Source organism: Paracoccus denitrificans (assembly GCF_900100045.1).
Taxonomy (GTDB): domain Bacteria; phylum Pseudomonadota; class Alphaproteobacteria; order Rhodobacterales; family Rhodobacteraceae; genus Paracoccus; species Paracoccus denitrificans.
In genome coordinates this window covers 90,670-106,796 of sequence record NZ_FNEA01000004.1, presented here as the reverse complement: position 1 = coordinate 106,796, position 16,127 = coordinate 90,670, and the positions used below count along the sequence as shown (strand labels likewise).

Here is a 16,127-nt window from a genome sequence, read left to right as displayed (position 1 = left end):
AGCAGCTCATTTCGCCGCGGCGGGGATGCAGTCCACGCCCTCGGCGATCAGCGCCGCGCAGAAGCGGCGCGCCTCGTCGCGAGAGGCGAAGCCGGCGGCGCGCAGGCGCCAGAAGGTGCGGCCATTGGCCTTGTGCTCCTGGACCACCATGCCCTTGCCGGCGAAAAGCGCGCCGAACTTGCCCGAGACGCGGTTCCATTCGCCCCGCGCCAGCGCATCGCTGTCAAAGGCGCCGATCTGGACCAGCGGCGCACCCGAGGCGACCTGCGCCGGAGCGGGCGCAGCGGGTTCGGGCGCGGCGGCGGGACGGCTCTCGGCGGCGGCGGCAGGCGCAGCCACGGGCGCCGGCGCGGATGACGCCGAGGCGGCGGCCACACGGCGCGGACGCGGCGCGGGACGCGCCGATTGCGCGATGCCGGCGGGGGTCGGCGCGACGCCGGCCTCGGCCAGCGCGGTGGTGATGGCGATGTCGCGCGTCTCGTTGCCGGCAAGGTCGGTCACCGCCTCGTTCACCGGCGCATCGGCGGCCGGGGCATCCGAGATCACCGCATTGGCGACGGATTCGGCAGCCGGATCGGGCTCGGCCAGGGTTTCGCCGTCGGGACGGGCGATGACGCGGGCGGTTTCCTCCATCAGCGGCATTTCGACCGGATGCGAAGGCTCTTGCGCGGTGGCGCCCAATTCGCCCATGGCCACGTCCTGACCCTCGAGCGGGGTAGCGGACGGCGCGATGGCCACGCGTTCCACGGCCGCGGATTCGGCCCCGGCGGCGACCGAATTCACGGCAAGGCCGGTGCGGTCGGTCAACTCGCCCCCCGGATTGTCGGGGGCGGTGCGGGCCTCGCCCTCGATGGCGCGGATCACCGGCACGCCCGAGACGTCGCGGACCACCAGCTTGTAGCCCCAGACGGCCAGGATCACGATCAGCCCGACCGAAACCAGCGCCCCGACGTAATGCGTAAGCCGCGTAAGCCGCCCCAGAAGCGAGGGCGATTCGGCCAGTGCCTCGGCATGGGCGTGATAGTGCTGCCCGTCCCAGCCGCCGTCTTGCCAGCCCTCGTCCTGCCAGTCCTCGACATGGCCCTGCTGCCGGTCGGCATGGGGACAATCCTGCGACAGCCCATGCGACTGCGACCCGTCAAACCCGCCCGAAGAGCGGAAATCTACTACCGTCATTCCTGCCTGCCTGCCGGTTGTCCCGACGCTGCTCGTTTATCTGCTCGTCCCCGGCAAGGCGCCGTTCTTCAGCGCATTTCTTTGGCCGGAGTCACCCCCAAGATACCAAGACCGGCCGAAATGACAACGCCGACGGACCGTGCGAGGGCGATTTTCGCCGCCATGGCCGCAGGATCGCCCTCTTGCAGGAAGCGCAGGGCGGGTTCGTCATTGCCGCGGTTCCACAGCGAATGCAGCTCGGACGCGATATCATAGAGGAAAAACGCAATCCGATGCGGCTCATGCGCGCGGGCCGCGATCTCGACCGTGCGTGGCCATTCTGCAACTTTGCGGGCCAGTTCCAGCTCGGCCGGATGCGAAAGCTGCGCCAGATCCGCCTGCGCCAGCGCCGCATCCGTGGTGTCGACACCCATCCCGGCGGCCTTGTTCAGCACCGAGTTCACCCGGGCGCTGGCATATTGCACATACCAGACCGGGTTGTCCTTGGACTGCTCCAGGACGCGCGCGAAGTCGAAGTCCAGCGCCGCGTCGTTCTTGCGCGTCAGCATGTGGAAGCGGGTCACGTCCGCCCCCGCCTGCTCGACCACGTCGCGCAGGGTGACGAAGGTGCCGGCGCGCTTGGACATCTTGAAGGGCTCGCCGTTCTTGAACAGCCGCACCAGCTGGATCAGCTTGACGTCCAGCGGCACCCGGCCGTCGGACAGCGCCTTCACGGCGGCGGTCATGCGCTTGACATAGCCGCCATGGTCGGCGCCGAAGACGTCGATCAGCGCATCGTAGCCGCGCTCGATCTTGTCCCAGTGATAGGCGATGTCGGGCGCGAAGTAGGTCCAGGAGCCGTCCGATTTCTTCACCGGCCGGTCCACGTCGTCGCCATGCGCGGTCGAGCGGAACAGCGTCTGTTCCCGTGGCTCCCAATCCTCGGGCGTCTTGCCCTTGGGCGGCTCAAGCACGCCTTCGTAGATCAGCCCGGCCTGGCGCAGCCGCTCGATCGCAGCCTCGATCCGGCCGGTGCCGTAAAGCGCCTTCTCGCTGGAGAACACGTCCATATGGACATTGAGCAGCGCCAGATCCTCGCGGATCATGTCCATCATCGCCCGGGTGGCGAAGTCGCGCACCTCGGCCAGCCATTCCTCCTCGGGCTTGTCGAGCAGGGTCTCGCCGTATTTCGTTTTCAGCGCCTCGCCCACCGGGATCAGGTAGTCGCCGGGATAAAGCCCCTCGCGGATCTCGGGCTCCAGCCCGTTGGCCTCGCGATAGCGTTCATAGGCCGAGCGCGCCAGCACGTCGACCTGCGCGCCGCCGTCGTTGATGTAATATTCGCGCGTGACCTCATGGCCCGAGAAATCCAGCAGCGCGGCCAATGCGTCGCCGAAGACCGCGCCGCGGGTATGGCCGACATGCATCGGGCCGGTGGGGTTGGCGCTGACGAATTCGACGTTGATCCGCTGGCCCCTGCCCATCTCGGAACGGCCGTAATCCCCGCCCTCGGCCAGCGCGGCGCGGACGACGGACTGCCATTCGCCGGACACCAGCCGCAGGTTCAGGAAGCCCGGCCCCGCCACCTCGGCCGAGGCGATGCGCGGATCGGCGGCCAGGCGCGCGGCCAGCGCCTCGGCGATGTCGCGCGGCTTTTTCCCGGCGGGCTTGGCCAGCACCATGGCGGCGTTGGTGGCCATGTCGCCATGGGCGGCGTCCCGCGGCGGCTCGACCGTCACGTTCGCGGTGTCGAGGCCCGCAGGCAGCTCGCCCGCCTGTTCCATCTGCGCCAGCGCGCCGATCACCAGCGTGCGGATATCCGAAAAGAGGTTCATGGCTTCCATCCGTAAGATCGCCCGGGGATAGCGCCTGCCCAAGGGGGCCGTCAACCGGGCCGCCGAACGCGAAAACCGCATCAGATTGACGAAGAGCGGGTTTTCCGCTAGGTCCGCCCTGTCTGCATCCGGCAGGCAAGGCGAGGGGCGTGCGGAAATTGCGTCCCGACCCGCCGCGAAACCCGGTTTCCCCGGGCAGGCGGCGATGGACGCAAGCACGGCGCGGGCTGGCCCGCGCATTTGATACGAAAGCCCTGAATGACCAAGTTTTCCGATCTGAAGCTGGACCCCAAGGTTCTGAAAGCCATCGCCGAGGCGGGCTATGAGACGCCCACGCCGATCCAGGCCGGGGCGATTCCCCCGGCGCTGGAAGGGCGCGACGTGCTGGGCATCGCCCAGACCGGCACCGGCAAGACCGCCAGCTTCACCTTGCCGATGATTACCCTGCTCGGCCGCGGCCGGGCGCGGGCGCGGATGCCGCGCAGCCTGGTGCTGTGTCCGACGCGCGAACTGGCCGCGCAGGTGGCCGAGAATTTCGACATCTATGCCAAGCATACCCGGCTGACCAAGGCGCTGCTGATCGGCGGCGTTTCCTTCGGCGAGCAGGACAAGCTGATCGACCGCGGCGTCGATGTGCTGATCGCGACGCCCGGCCGGCTGCTGGATCATTTCGAGCGCGGCAAGCTGCTGCTGACCGGCGTGCAGATCATGGTGGTCGATGAGGCCGACCGGATGCTCGACATGGGCTTCATCCCCGATATCGAGCGCATCTTCCAACTGACGCCCTTTACCCGGCAGACGCTGTTCTTCAGCGCCACCATGGCACCCGAGATCGAGCGCATCACCGACACCTTCCTGCACGCGCCCGAACGCATCGAGGTCGCCCGCCAGGCCACCACCAGCGAGACGATCACCCAGAAGCTGATCGAGATCGCCCCCACCCGCCGCGACCAGACCGCCAAGCAGAAGCGCGAATTGCTGCGCGCCCTGATCCGCGCCGAGGGCGAGGGCCTCAAGAACGCCATCATCTTCTGCAACCGCAAGACCGAGGTGGACATCGTCGCCAAGTCGCTCAAGGCGCATGGCTTCGACGCGGCTCCGATCCACGGCGACCTGGACCAGCGCCACCGCATGGCGACGCTGGACGGCTTCCGCGAGGGCACGCTGCGCTTTCTCGTCGCCTCGGACGTGGCGGCGCGCGGGCTGGACATCCCGGCGGTCAGCCATGTCTTCAACTTCGACCTGCCCAGCCATGCCGAGGATTACGTGCACCGCATCGGCCGCACCGGCCGGGCCGGGCGACTGGGCACCGCGATTTCCATCGCGACGCCGGCGGACGAGAAATACCTGGGCGCCATCGAATCGCTGGTCAAGCAGGCCCTGCCCCGCTGCCCGGTGCCGGAGGGCTTCACCCTGTCCACCGCCGCCCAGGGCGCGCCGCGCCCCGCACGCGAAACCGGCCGCAAGGAACGCGGGCGCGACCGCGACCGCCGGGGCCGCCGCGACGACAGCGAACAGCGCGCAGCGGCACCCGTCCAGGCCCATGAGCCGCGCGCCGAAGCGAAACCGGCCGAGCCGGCCGAGCGCAGGCATGACCGCGCGCCCCGTGAAGACCGCCGCGAAGATCGCCGCGAGCGCCACGAGCGTGGCCATGACCGGCGCGAGGACCGCCGCACCGACCGCCATCCCATCATGGGCATGGGCGATCATGTGCCGGAATTCCTGACCCGCAGCTTCCGCCCCGGCTTCACCGAACCCGCCGAAGAGATGCCGGCCGAGGAAACCGTCGCGGCCGAGCCCCGGCGCAAAGGCATCGCACCGGCCCCGGCGGAACAGGCCCGGGCCGAATCCGCACCGGTCGGTGCTGCTGCCCAACCCGCCGAACCTGCAGCCGTCGAGCCGCTTGCCGAGGTCCAGCCTGTGCCGGCCCCCGAACCTGCCACGGTCGAGCCTGTCGCAGAACCCGTGACGGAAGCCACCCCCGAAGCCGCTGCCGAAGAAGCACCTGCCGAGCCCGCAGCGGCCCCGGAACCCGAGGCCAAGGCGAAGCCCGTCCGCAAGCGCAAGCCGCGCGCGACCAAGGCCAAGGCCGAAGCGGCGGAGGCGCCCGCTCCCGAGGCCGCCGAAACCGCGCAGCCCGAACCGGAACAGGCCGAAATCGCGCAACCGGAGGCCCCAGCCGAGGTTGAGGCCGAGCCCGCCGCCAAGCCGGCGCGCAAGGCAGCGAAAAAGCCGGCCAAGCCCCGCGCACCCCGCAAGACGAAGGCCAAGGCGGCCGAGACGGAGGCCGCCACCGGAACCGCGGAACCCGGCGCTGAGACTGCCCCGAGCCCGGACGACACCACCGCCGGGGCCTGAGCCGGGTCCATGGCCCTTTCGGCCTTCACGCCATCCTCGCGACGCGGGCGCCCATCCTGGACGGCGCTCGCCCTTGGCGTCGGGCTGGGCGCGGTGGCCGCGCTGGGTCAGGCTCCCTGGGATCTCTGGCCGCTGACCTTGCTGGCGCTGGCGCTGCTCTGCCGGCGGGTCGCCCATGCTGCAACGCCCCGCGCCGCCGCCTGGAATGCCTTTGCCGCCGGGCTGGGCCATTTCGCGCTGGCGATGTCCTGGATCGTCGAGCCCTTCCTGGTCGAGCCCGAGATCTATGGCTGGATGGCCCCCTTTGCGCTGGTCTTCATGGCGGCAGGCGGGGCACTGTTCTGGACCGTTCCCGCCTGGCTCGCCGCCCGCTTTGCGCCCGGCTTTCCCCGGCAGGGGCTGGGCTTTGCCGCGCTGATGGTGCTGTCGGACTGGATGCGCGGCTGGATCTTTACCGGCCTGCCCTGGGCGCTGACCGGCCATGTCTGGATCGACACCCCCGCCGGGCAGGTCGCGGCGACCCTCGGCGCGATCGGGCTGTCCGGCCTGACCATGCTGGCCACCGCCCTGCCCCTGTGCTTTCACCGGCCCGGCCGCTTTCCGGCACTGCCCGGCACGGTCCTGGCCGCGCTGGTCGTCGCCACCGCCTGGAGCGCCGGGCTGGCGCGGCTGGCCCAGCCCCTGCCGCCCGATACCGGCCTGCGCCTGCGCCTGATCCAGCCCGACGCCACCCAGGCGCTGAAATGGGACCCCTATTGGTCCGAAGTGTTCTTCCGCCGCCTGCTTGATCTTTCGGCGGCGCGCGACCCCGACGCGGCGCCGCCCGATGCGGTGATCTGGCCCGAGACGGCGGTGAACTTCCTGCTGGAGCAATCGGGCACCGCCCCGCAGGAGATCGCCGCCTATGTCGGCACTCCGGTGATCCTTGGCATCCAGCGGGTCGAGGGCGAGCGCTATTTCAACAGCCTGACCCAGTTCTCGGCCGACGGAATCGGCCCGGTCTACGACAAGTTCCATCTGGTTCCCTTTGGCGAATACACGCCCTGGGGCGACATCATGGCGCAGTTCGGCATTCGCGCCTTTGCCGCGCAGCACGGCTTCGGCTATTCCGCCGGCCCGGCGCCGCAGGTCATGCACCTGCCCGGCCTGCCGGCGATGCAGCCGCTGATCTGCTATGAGGCGGTGTTTTCGCATCACCTGATCGCCGGGGAAAATCGGCCGGAATGGCTGCTGCAAGTCACCAACGACGCCTGGTTCGGCCAGCTTTCCGGGCCGTGGCAGCATCTGGCGCAGGCGCGGCTGCGTGCTATCGAATCGGGCCTGCCCCTGATGCGGGCGGCCAATACCGGCGTCTCGGCGGTGATCGACGCGCGCGGGGGGCTGCGCGCCACGCTGGGACTGAACCGCGCCGGCCGCATCGATGCCGCGCTGCCCGGGGCATTGCCGCCCACGCCATGGTCGCGCTGGGGCGACTGGCCGGCCGTGGCGCTGGCGCTGGCGGCCTTCCTGCTGCTTGCCGGAACGTCTCGCGCCAAGTTGCGCGGTTGACGTCGGCGGGCGCGTCCACTAACGCTTCCCCTGACCGCCACAACGGCTTCCTGGCGTGGCGGCGTCATTTCAACGGAGCATCTTCATGGCCAGACAGGACTATGTGTTCACCTCGGAATCCGTCTCCGAGGGCCACCCCGACAAATTGTGCGACCAGATCTCGGACGCTGTTCTGGACGCGCTTCTGGCCGAGGACCCGGCCGCCCGCGTCGCCTGCGAGGCCTTCGCCACCACCGGCACGGTCGTGATCGGCGGCGAGATCGGGCTGAGCGACAAGAAAAAGCTTGGCGAATACATGGGCCGCATCGCCGAGATCGCCCGCAACACCATTCGCGACATCGGCTATGAGCAGGAAAAGTTCCACTGGAACACCTGCCATGTCCACAACTACCTGCACGAGCAGTCCGCCCATATCAGCCAGGGCGTCGACCGCGACGGCGCGGGCGACCAGGGCATCATGTTCGGCTATGCCGTCGACGAGACCCCGGAACTGATGCCGGCGCCGATCCAGTATGCGCACGCGATCCTGCGCCGGCTGGCCGAGGCGCGCAAGTCCGGCGCCGAGCCGACGCTAGGGCCGGATGCGAAATCCCAGCTGAGCCTGCGCTACGAGAACGGCAAGCCGGTCGAGATCACCAGCCTGGTGCTGTCGCACCAGCACAAGGACGAGAGCCAGACCTCGGACGACATCCGCGCCATCGTCGAGCCCTATATCCGCGAGGTCCTACCCGCCGAATGGCTGACCGAGCGCACGGAATGGTGGGTGAACCCCACGGGCACCTTCGTGATCGGCGGACCCGACGGCGACGCCGGCCTGACCGGGCGGAAGATCATCGTCGACACCTATGGCGGCGCGGCCCCGCATGGCGGCGGCGCCTTTTCGGGCAAGGATCCGACCAAGGTGGATCGCTCGGCCGCCTATGCCGCGCGCTACCTGGCCAAGAACGTCGTCGCGGCCGGACTGGCGAAGCGCTGCGTGATCCAGCTCAGCTATGCCATCGGCGTGGCGAAGCCCCTGTCGATCTATGCCGACACCTTCGGCACCAGCGAGGTGCCCGAGGCCGAGATCGAGCGCGCCGTCTCGCGGGCCATGGACCTGACACCGCGCGGCATCCGCGAGCATCTGGCGCTTTGCCGCCCGATCTATCGCCGCACCGCCGCCTATGGCCATTTCGGCCGCGCCCCCGATGCCGATGGCGGTTTCTCGTGGGAGCGGACCGATCTCGTCGAGGCGATCAAGCGCGAGCTTTGAGGGTATGGGGGCTTTGCCCCCGCGCGTTCCGCGCTCCCCCAGAGTATTTTCGAAACAGAGAAGGGGCCGCGGGTTTTCGCGGCTCTTTTTCCATGCGGGACCGGGCGCTCAGTCCTTGAAGCTGCGGCTGTCCTTGATCTGGTCCCAGGCCCAGACCACCTCTTGCAGCCGATCCTCGTCCGAGCGGTCGCCGCCGTTCATGTCCGGGTGAAGATCCTTGACCAGGGACTTGTATTGCTTGCGGATCTCGGCGCGGGTCCAGGTCTCCTTGGCCTCCAGGATCTCCAGCGCCCGGCGCTCGGTCGGCGGCAGCTTGCGCGCGGTGCGGGTGCGCAGCTCGGGGTTGGTGCCGTTCGCGCCCAGGATCTCCAGCGGATCGTCGATGCCGTGGCGGGCCCATTTCTGTTCCTGCGCGGCCCGGCCGAAGGGCTTGGTCGGCCGTTCCCAGACCGTGGCATTGTCCAGGAATTCCTGGAACTCGGCCTCGGACTGGCCCTGGAAATAGTTCCAGTTCAGGTTGTATTCGCGCACATGTTCCTTGCAGAACCAATAGTATTCGTCCAGCGCCCGCGGGGATTTCGGCGCGCGATACTGGCCCGGCTGGTTGCAGCCCTCCTTGTCGCATCGCCGCGTCGATGTTTCGAAGGCGCCGGACATGCCGCGCCGGCCCTTGGCCCGGCGTTTCTTGTCCGAGGCCGCGGAAATGTCGAATCCGAACGGGTCGCTGTTGCTCATCTGCCTGCCTTGTCCTGAACGGGACAGGCAGTTTAGGCTATTTCGCGGGACATGAAAGGGGGCAAGCGCATGATTGCCGACGAGATGCGTAAAAGACTGGCCGAACTCCAGCCCTTGCGGCTGGAAATCATCGATGAGAGCGAGAACCATCGCGGCCATGGCGGTTGGCGCGAGGGCGGCGAGACGCATTTCCGCATCCGCATGGCCAGCGCCCGTTTTGCGGGGCTGGGCCGTGTCGCGCGCCACCGGCTGGTGCATGCGACCTTGGGCGACATCGTGCCGCGTATCCATGCGCTGGCACTGGAACTGGCGGAAAACTGACCCGTTAGCGCGCGCAGGCTTGCCGGACCGGGGCACCGGGCGTAGAAGCCCGGAAAGCCAGAAAGCACAAGGAATTTCCGCATGACCTCGCCCAAGGATTTCAACGATCGCATGCTGTCGCTCGGCCTTGCCCGCGTCAGCGAGGCCGCCGCCCATGCCTCGGCGCGGCTGATCGGCCGCGGCGACGAGAAGGCCGCCGACCAGGCCGCCGTGAACGCGATGCGCGAGCAGCTGAACATGCTCGACATCAAGGGCGTCGTCGTCATCGGCGAGGGCGAGCGGGACGAGGCGCCGATGCTGTTCATCGGCGAGGAGGTCGGCACCGGCGCCGGCCCCGCGGTCGACATCGCGCTGGACCCGCTGGAGGGCACCACGCTGACTGCCAAGGACATGCCCAACGCGCTGACCGTGATCGCCATGGCGCCGCGCGGCACGCTGCTGCATGCGCCCGATGTCTACATGGAAAAGCTTGCCATCGGCCCGGGCTATCCCACGGACGTGGTCAGCCTGGACATGTCGCCCTCGGAACGGGTGCGGGCGCTGGCCAAGGCGCGCGGGGTCAAGGACAGCGACATCACCGTCTGCATCCTGGAGCGCCCCCGGCACGAGGACCTGGTGGCCGAGGTGCGCTCGACCGGCGCGGCCATCCGGCTGATCACCGACGGCGACGTGGCCGGCGTGATCCATTGCGCTGAGGCCGAGCTGACCGGCATCGACATGTATATGGGCTCGGGCGGCGCGCCCGAAGGGGTTCTGGCCGCCTCGGCGCTGAAATGCATGGGCGGGCAGATGTGGGGCAAGCTGCTGTTCCGCAACGACGACGAGAAGGGCCGCGCCGCCAAGGCCGGCATCACCGACCTGAACCGCATCTATTCGCGCGACGAAATGGTCACGGCGGACGTGATCTTTGCCGCGACCGGGGTGACGAACGGCTCGATCGTGGCCGGCGTCAAGCGCGAGCCGCATTACCTGCAGACCGAAACCATACTGATGCGCTCGAAGACCGGCTCGGTGCGGCGCATGATCTATCGCAACCCGATCAAGTAAGCTTGGACGGACGGGCTTGAACAGCAGGCGGTCATGGGGGATGAAGCCCACATGACCGCCTTTCTTTCCGTAGAATCCTCGCTGACCGGCCGCCTCTGGCGCGGTCCCGAAGCCACGCTGGAACGCGCCGCCGAGGCGCTGGCCCAGGACAGCCGCCTGCCCCTGCCCGTCAGCCGGGTGCTGGCCGCGCGGGGCGTGCCCGCGCATGAGGCGCCGCTTTACCTCGATCCCAAGCTGCGCGACCTGCTGCCAGACCCTTCGAGCCTGCGCGACATGGACAAGGCGGCCGAGCGGCTGGTCGCGGCCGTGCTGGCCGGCCAGCGCATCGCCATCTTCGCCGATTACGATGTCGATGGCGGCGCCTCGGCCGCGCTTCTGCTGGACTGGCTGCGCCGGCAGGGCCGCGACGCCACGCTCTATATCCCCGACCGCATCGACGAGGGCTATGGCCCCAACGCCCCTGCCATCGCGTCGCTGTCGCAGGGTCATGACCTGATCATCTGCGTCGACTGCGGCACGCTCAGCCATGAGGCGCTGGCGGCGGCGAGTTGCGATGTGATCGTGCTGGACCATCACCAGGGCGGCGAAACCCTGCCCCCGGTCCTGGCGGTGGTGAACCCGAATCGCGCCGACGAGGACGGCAGCCTTGGACATCTCTGCGCCGCGGGCGTGGTGTTCCTGACGCTGGTGCGCTGCAACAGCCTGCTGCGCAGGGACGGCCATCCGCAACCCGACCTGATCCCGCTCTTGGACCTGGTGGCGCTGGCGACGGTCGCGGATGTGGCGCCGCTGGTGGGCGTGAACCGCGCCTTCGTGCGGCAGGGGCTGCTGGTCATGGCGCGGCGCGAACGTCCGGGCCTGGTGGCGCTGTCGGACGTGGCGCGGCTCGATTCGGCGCCGAACGCCTTTCACCTGGGCTTTCTCCTGGGGCCGCGCATCAATGCCGGCGGCCGGGTCGGGCGTGCCGATCTGGGCGCGTTGTGCCTGTCCTGCACCGACGGCCGGCAGGCCGAGCGGCTGGCGGCCGAACTGGACGTCCTGAACCGCGACCGCCGCGCCATCGAGGCCGCCGTGCGCGACGAGGCGCTGGCCCAGGTCGAGGCCCGCGCCAGCGACAGCCTGGTCGCCTGGGCGGCGGGCGACGGCTGGCATCCCGGCGTCGTCGGCATCGTTGCCGCGCGGGTGAAGGAGGCGACCGGCCTGCCCTCGGTGGTGATCGGGGTAGAGGGCGGCATCGGCAAGGGCTCGGCCCGCTCGGTGCCCGGCGTGGACCTGGGCCGCGCCATCCAGCGCCTTTCGGCCGAGGGGCTGCTGTTGAAGGGCGGCGGGCATGCCATGGCAGCCGGCCTGACAATCGAGGAGGCAAAGATCCCCGCAGCCATGGAGCGCCTGTCGCAGCTTCTGTCGCGCGAAATGGCCGAGCGTCCGGGCGCCGGCGAGCTGCGCATCTCGGGCCTCATGGACCCCGCCGGGGCGACGGTCGAGCTGATGCAGATGCTGGAGCGCGCCGGCCCTTTCGGCCAGGCGGCGCCGGCACCGCGCTTTGCCTTTGCCGAGCAGCTGATCGACAGCGCGGGCGCGATGGGCGACAGCCACCTGCGCCTGCGTTTCCGCAGCCCCGGCAGCCCGGTGCTGGAGGCGGTGGCCTGGGGCGCGATGAACGGCCCGCTGGGTCCCGCGCTGCTGGGCGCCCGCGGCCGCTGCTTCCATCTGGCGGGCAAGCTGGAGCTATCGCAATGGGGCGGTCGCGAGCGGGTGCGGCTGCGTCTGGACGATGCCGCGCCGGTGGGTTGAGGCCCCCGGTTCCAGCCGGAAAAAACTTTATGCCAAGGTGATTTTTCCGCTTGCAGGCCCGCAGCAGAGAACCTAAATACCGCCCCACGCCGCAGGGTACGACCCGGCGGATACGGAAAGTGGCCCGTTCGTCTATCGGTTAGGACGTCAGGTTTTCAACCTGAAAAGAGGGGTTCGACTCCCCTACGGGCTGCCACTTCTTCCCTTCAGAAGCAAAACATTGCGCCCTTCGGGTCGGACAAGGCTCCGCTCTGCGACCGCGATGGGCAATCGGCTGCGAACACCGTGGCCTCCGGTCCTGCAATCCTGAAACACCGGGGCCATGCGCGCTTGCCCATACCGGCAACCCGATGCGACCTATCCAAAGTTGCCGATGATCGTAGATCGCCCTCGCGCGCCGGCAAGGCCTGCGCTTCATCCAGTGGGTGCCCCGGACAAAGGTTGTGCTACCCCAACCGGCGCGGCTGCAGCCGACAGGCGATCCCGCGCACCTGCGTTACAGGGCCGAGGACGATCCCGGTCCTGCCTGCCCGGTTGATCGGGTGGCCTACAGGCATTCCTTCCGGCAAAGCCGGGCTCTCAATCGCGTCGCACGGTCGGGGGCGCTGAAAAGCCCCCGAAACAGCCGTATTCCGGCGCTAGGCTTGAAGCGACCTGACCCCGACTTCACCCTCTCCGCGCGACTTGATCGCCGCGACCGCGGCAATGCTGCCGGCGGCCGTGGTGTAATAGGGGATCTTGTCGTTCAGCGCGACCGCGCGAATCTCGCGCGAGTCGGCGATGGCCTGCGCGCCCTCGGTGGTGTTCAGCACCATGACGATCTCGCCGTTCTTCAGGCGGTCCACGATGTTCGGGCGGCCCTCATAGACCTTGTTGACCAGTTCGGTCTCGACCCCCGCGCCGCGCAGGAATTCGGCCGTGCCGCGGGTGGCAACCAGCTTGAAGCCCATGGCGGTCAGCTCGCGCGCCGCCTCGGCCAGCGCCTCGGTCTTGTCGGCGTCGCGCACCGAGACGAAGACTAGGCCGCTTTCGGGCAATTGCGTGCCCGCCCCCATCTGCGCCTTGAGGAAGGCGCGCGGGAAGCTGCGATCCCAGCCCATGACTTCGCCGGTCGAGCGCATCTCGGGGCCAAGCAGCGTATCGACGCCGGGGAAGCGGGCGAAGGGCAGCACCGCCTCCTTGACCGAGAACCAGGGCGTGTTCGGGTCGGCCAGCGTCAGCGGGTCGGCGAAGGGCAGCGGATCGTCGGGGCCGACGCCCTCGGGATAGGCCGGGCGGGCGGGGAAGTTCGACATCGGCTCGCCCGCCATCAGCCGCGCCGCGATCGAGGCGATGGCGCTGTCGGTGGCCTTGGCGACGAAGGGCACGGTGCGCGAGGCGCGCGGGTTGACCTCCAGCACATAGATCGCGCCGTCCTTCAGCGCGAACTGCACGTTCATCAGCCCGACGACGTTCAGCGCCTTGGCCATGGCTTCGGTCTGGGTCTTCAGCTCGGCGATGGTGGCAGCGTCCAGCGTATGCGGCGGCAGCGAACAGGCCGAGTCGCCGGAATGCACGCCGGCTTCCTCGATATGCTCCATGATGCCCGCGACATGCACGGTCTCGCCGTCGGACAGCGCGTCGACATCGACCTCGATGGCGCCCGAGAGATAGCTGTCGAGCAGCACCGGACTGTCGCCCGAAACCTGCACAGCCTCGCGGATATAACGGTTCAACTGGTCCATGTCGCGCACGATCTCCATCGCGCGACCGCCAAGGACATAGGAAGGGCGGATGACCAGCGGAAAGCCGATGCGGCCGGCGATCTCGATGGCCTCGGCATCGCTATGGGCAATGCCGTTGATCGGCTGTTTCAGGTCCAGGTCGTTCAGCAGCTTCTGGAACCGCTCGCGATCCTCGGCCAGGTCGATGGCGTCCGGCGTGGTGCCCAGGATCGGGATGCCTTCTTCCTCCAGCGCATTGGCAAGCTTCAGCGGCGTCTGGCCGCCGAACTGGACGATGACGCCGTGCAGCGTACCGTTCTCTTGCTCGATGCGCAGGATCTCCAGCACATGCTCCAGGGTCAGCGGCTCGAAATACAGCCGATCCGAGGTGTCGTAATCGGTGGACACGGTCTCGGGGTTGCAGTTGACCATGATCGTCTCGTAGCCGGCCTTGGTCAGCGCGAAACAGGCGTGACAGCAGCAATAGTCGAACTCGATGCCCTGGCCGATGCGGTTCGGCCCGCCGCCCAGGATCACCACCTTCTTGCGGTCGCTGGGCCGGGCCTCGTTCTCGACCTCGCCCATCGCCGGCGCCTCGTAGGTCGAATACATATAGGGGGTCTGGGCCTCGAACTCGGCGGCGCAGGTGTCGATGCGCTTGAAGACCGGGTGCAGGTCATGGGCGCGGCGGGCCTTGCGGATCTCGGCCTCGGGCTTGCCGGCAAGCTTCGCCAGCCGGGCGTCGGTGAAGCCCATCATCTTCAGCCGCCGCAAGCCCTCGGCATCCTCGGGCAGTCCCTGGGCGCGCACATCGGCCTCGGCATCGACGATCTCGCGCAGCCGGGCCAGGAACCAGGGATCGAAGGCGGTCGCATGCTGGATCTCGTCGTCGCTCAGCCCGTGGCGCATGGCCTGGGCGATCAGGCGCAGCCGGTCGGGGGTCTGCTGGCTGATCGCCTTGACGATGGCGGCCTTGTCGGGGGCGCCGGGGATCTCGATCTCGTCAAGCCCGGTCAGCCCGTTCTCCATCGAGGTCAGCGCCTTTTGCAGCGATTCGTGGAAGGTCCGGCCGATGGCCATGACCTCGCCCACGGATTTCATCGCCGTGGTCAGCTCGGGCCTGGAGCCCGGGAACTTCTCGAAGGCGAAGCGCGGGATCTTGGTCACGACATAGTCGATCGAGGGCTCGAAGCTCGCCGGCGTCACGCGGGTGATGTCGTTGTCCAACTCGTCCAGCGTATAGCCCACCGCCAGCTTGGCGGCGATCTTGGCGATGGGGAAACCCGTCGCCTTCGAGGCCAGCGCCGAGGACCGCGACACGCGCGGATTCATCTCGATCACCACCATGCGGCCGTCCTTGGGGTTGATCGCCCATTGCACGTTCGAGCCGCCCGTCTCAACGCCGATCTCGCGCAGCACGGCGATGGAGCCGTTGCGCATGCGCTGGTATTCGCGATCGGTCAGGGTCAGCGCCGGGGCCACGGTGATCGAGTCGCCGGTATGCACGCCCATCGGGTCGACGTTCTCGATCGAGCAGACGATGATGGCATTGTCGGCGCGGTCGCGCACGACCTCCATCTCATACTCTTTCCAGCCCAGCAGGCTCTCGTCCACCAGCACCTGCGCCACGGGCGAGGCTTCCAGCCCCGACCGCACGATGCGCTCGTAATCGTCGCGGTTATAGGCGACGCCGCCGCCGGTGCCGCCCAGCGTGAACGCAGGCCGGATGATGGCGGGCAGGCCGATCTCCTCCAGCGCCTCCATCGCCATGGCGACGCCGGCCGCGACGTCATAGCGGCCGTTCGGATGCTTGGGCGCCGCGACGATGGTGGCGCGCGGGTTCTCCAGGCCGATGCGGTCCATGGCCTCGCGGAACAGCTTGCGGTCCTCGGCCATCTCGATGGCGGCACGCTGCGCGCCGATCAGCTCGACGCCATAGCGGTTCAGCACGCCCATATCCGCCAGCGCCAGCGCGGTGTTCAGGCCCGTCTGCCCGCCCATGGTCGGCAACAGCGCATCGGGCCGCTCCTTGGCGATGATCTTCTCGACCACCTCGGGGGTGATCGGTTCGATATAGGTCGCATCCGCCATCTCGGGATCGGTCATGATCGTGGCGGGGTTCGAGTTGACCAGGATGACCCGATAGCCTTCCTCGCGCAGCGCCTTGCAGGCCTGGGCGCCGGAATAGTCGAATTCGCAGGCCTGGCCAATGACGATGGGACCGGCGCCGATGATCAGGATGGATTTGATATCGGTTCTCTTCGGCATGACGGTCCCTCGGGCTGGCGGCTGATAAATCGTCCGGGGTTATAGCCATGGCGGGCAAAGTCGCAAGGGTCCGCGCCGCCCGCCCGGCCAAAAATCCGCCAAAGCGAAAAG

Annotated in this window: 10 protein-coding genes, 1 tRNA gene and 1 riboswitch; of the genes, 7 read left to right on the top strand and 4 right to left on the bottom strand. The window is 68.6% G+C overall.

The annotated features are described in order from the left end of the window. Positions 1 to 6: 6 nt before the first annotated feature. Positions 7 to 1,176, bottom strand: a complete 1,170-nt coding sequence (locus BLT64_RS04230) for an SPOR domain-containing protein (protein ID WP_011748163.1) — start codon at positions 1,174 to 1,176, stop codon at positions 7 to 9. 68 nt (positions 1,177 to 1,244) lie between these two features. Next, positions 1,245 to 2,990, bottom strand: coding sequence for an arginine--tRNA ligase (gene argS, locus BLT64_RS04225; protein ID WP_011748164.1), 1,746 nt, complete (start codon positions 2,988 to 2,990; stop codon positions 1,245 to 1,247). 258 nt (positions 2,991 to 3,248) lie between these two features. Here argS and BLT64_RS04220 point away from each other — a divergent pair, with 258 nt between their 5' ends. From BLT64_RS04220 to metK, 3 genes are all read left to right on the top strand, one after another. Continuing rightward, positions 3,249 to 5,348 (top strand): DEAD/DEAH box helicase, encoded by a 2,100-nt coding sequence (locus BLT64_RS04220; RefSeq protein ID WP_041529897.1) that lies wholly within the window; start codon positions 3,249 to 3,251, stop codon positions 5,346 to 5,348. Between the two features lie 9 nt (positions 5,349 to 5,357). Next, positions 5,358 to 6,896: an apolipoprotein N-acyltransferase gene (lnt, locus tag BLT64_RS04215; RefSeq protein ID WP_049792321.1), complete on the top strand. Its 1,539-nt coding sequence runs from the start codon at positions 5,358 to 5,360 to the stop codon at positions 6,894 to 6,896. Positions 6,897 to 6,927: 31 nt separating this feature from the next. Continuing rightward, a riboswitch (SAM-SAH riboswitch) is annotated at positions 6,928 to 6,976 on the top strand. Between the two features lie 5 nt (positions 6,977 to 6,981). Next, a complete protein-coding gene (gene metK / locus BLT64_RS04210; protein ID WP_011748165.1) occupies positions 6,982 to 8,148 on the top strand; it encodes a methionine adenosyltransferase in 1,167 nt (388 codons plus the stop codon). 108 nt (positions 8,149 to 8,256) lie between these two features. Here the strand turns inward: metK and BLT64_RS04205 are convergent, their stop codons facing one another. Then, a complete protein-coding gene (locus BLT64_RS04205; protein WP_011748166.1) occupies positions 8,257 to 8,883 on the bottom strand; it encodes a J domain-containing protein in 627 nt (208 codons plus the stop codon). A 69-nt stretch (positions 8,884 to 8,952) separates the two neighbouring features. Here BLT64_RS04205 and BLT64_RS04200 point away from each other — a divergent pair, with 69 nt between their 5' ends. The 4 genes from BLT64_RS04200 (at position 8,953) to BLT64_RS04185 (ending at position 12,241) form a co-directional block, all read left to right on the top strand. Beyond that, positions 8,953 to 9,204, top strand: coding sequence for a BolA family protein (locus BLT64_RS04200; protein ID WP_011748167.1), 252 nt, complete (start codon positions 8,953 to 8,955; stop codon positions 9,202 to 9,204). Positions 9,205 to 9,285: 81 nt separating this feature from the next. After that, positions 9,286 to 10,251, top strand: a complete 966-nt coding sequence (gene glpX, locus BLT64_RS04195) for a class II fructose-bisphosphatase (protein ID WP_011748168.1) — start codon at positions 9,286 to 9,288, stop codon at positions 10,249 to 10,251. Positions 10,252 to 10,302: 51 nt separating this feature from the next. Beyond that, on the top strand, positions 10,303 to 12,045 hold the full coding sequence (gene recJ / locus BLT64_RS04190) for a single-stranded-DNA-specific exonuclease RecJ (RefSeq protein WP_011748169.1): 1,743 nt from the start codon (positions 10,303 to 10,305) through the stop codon (positions 12,043 to 12,045). A 121-nt stretch (positions 12,046 to 12,166) separates the two neighbouring features. Continuing rightward, a tRNA-Glu gene (locus tag BLT64_RS04185) sits at positions 12,167 to 12,241 on the top strand. A 442-nt stretch (positions 12,242 to 12,683) separates the two neighbouring features. On the opposite strand, the gene carB is transcribed toward BLT64_RS04185, so the two are convergent. Then, complete coding sequence (gene carB, locus BLT64_RS04180) at positions 12,684 to 16,016, bottom strand: carbamoyl-phosphate synthase large subunit (RefSeq protein ID WP_011748171.1); 3,333 nt, start codon at positions 16,014 to 16,016, stop codon at positions 12,684 to 12,686. Positions 16,017 to 16,127 lie beyond the last annotated feature (111 nt).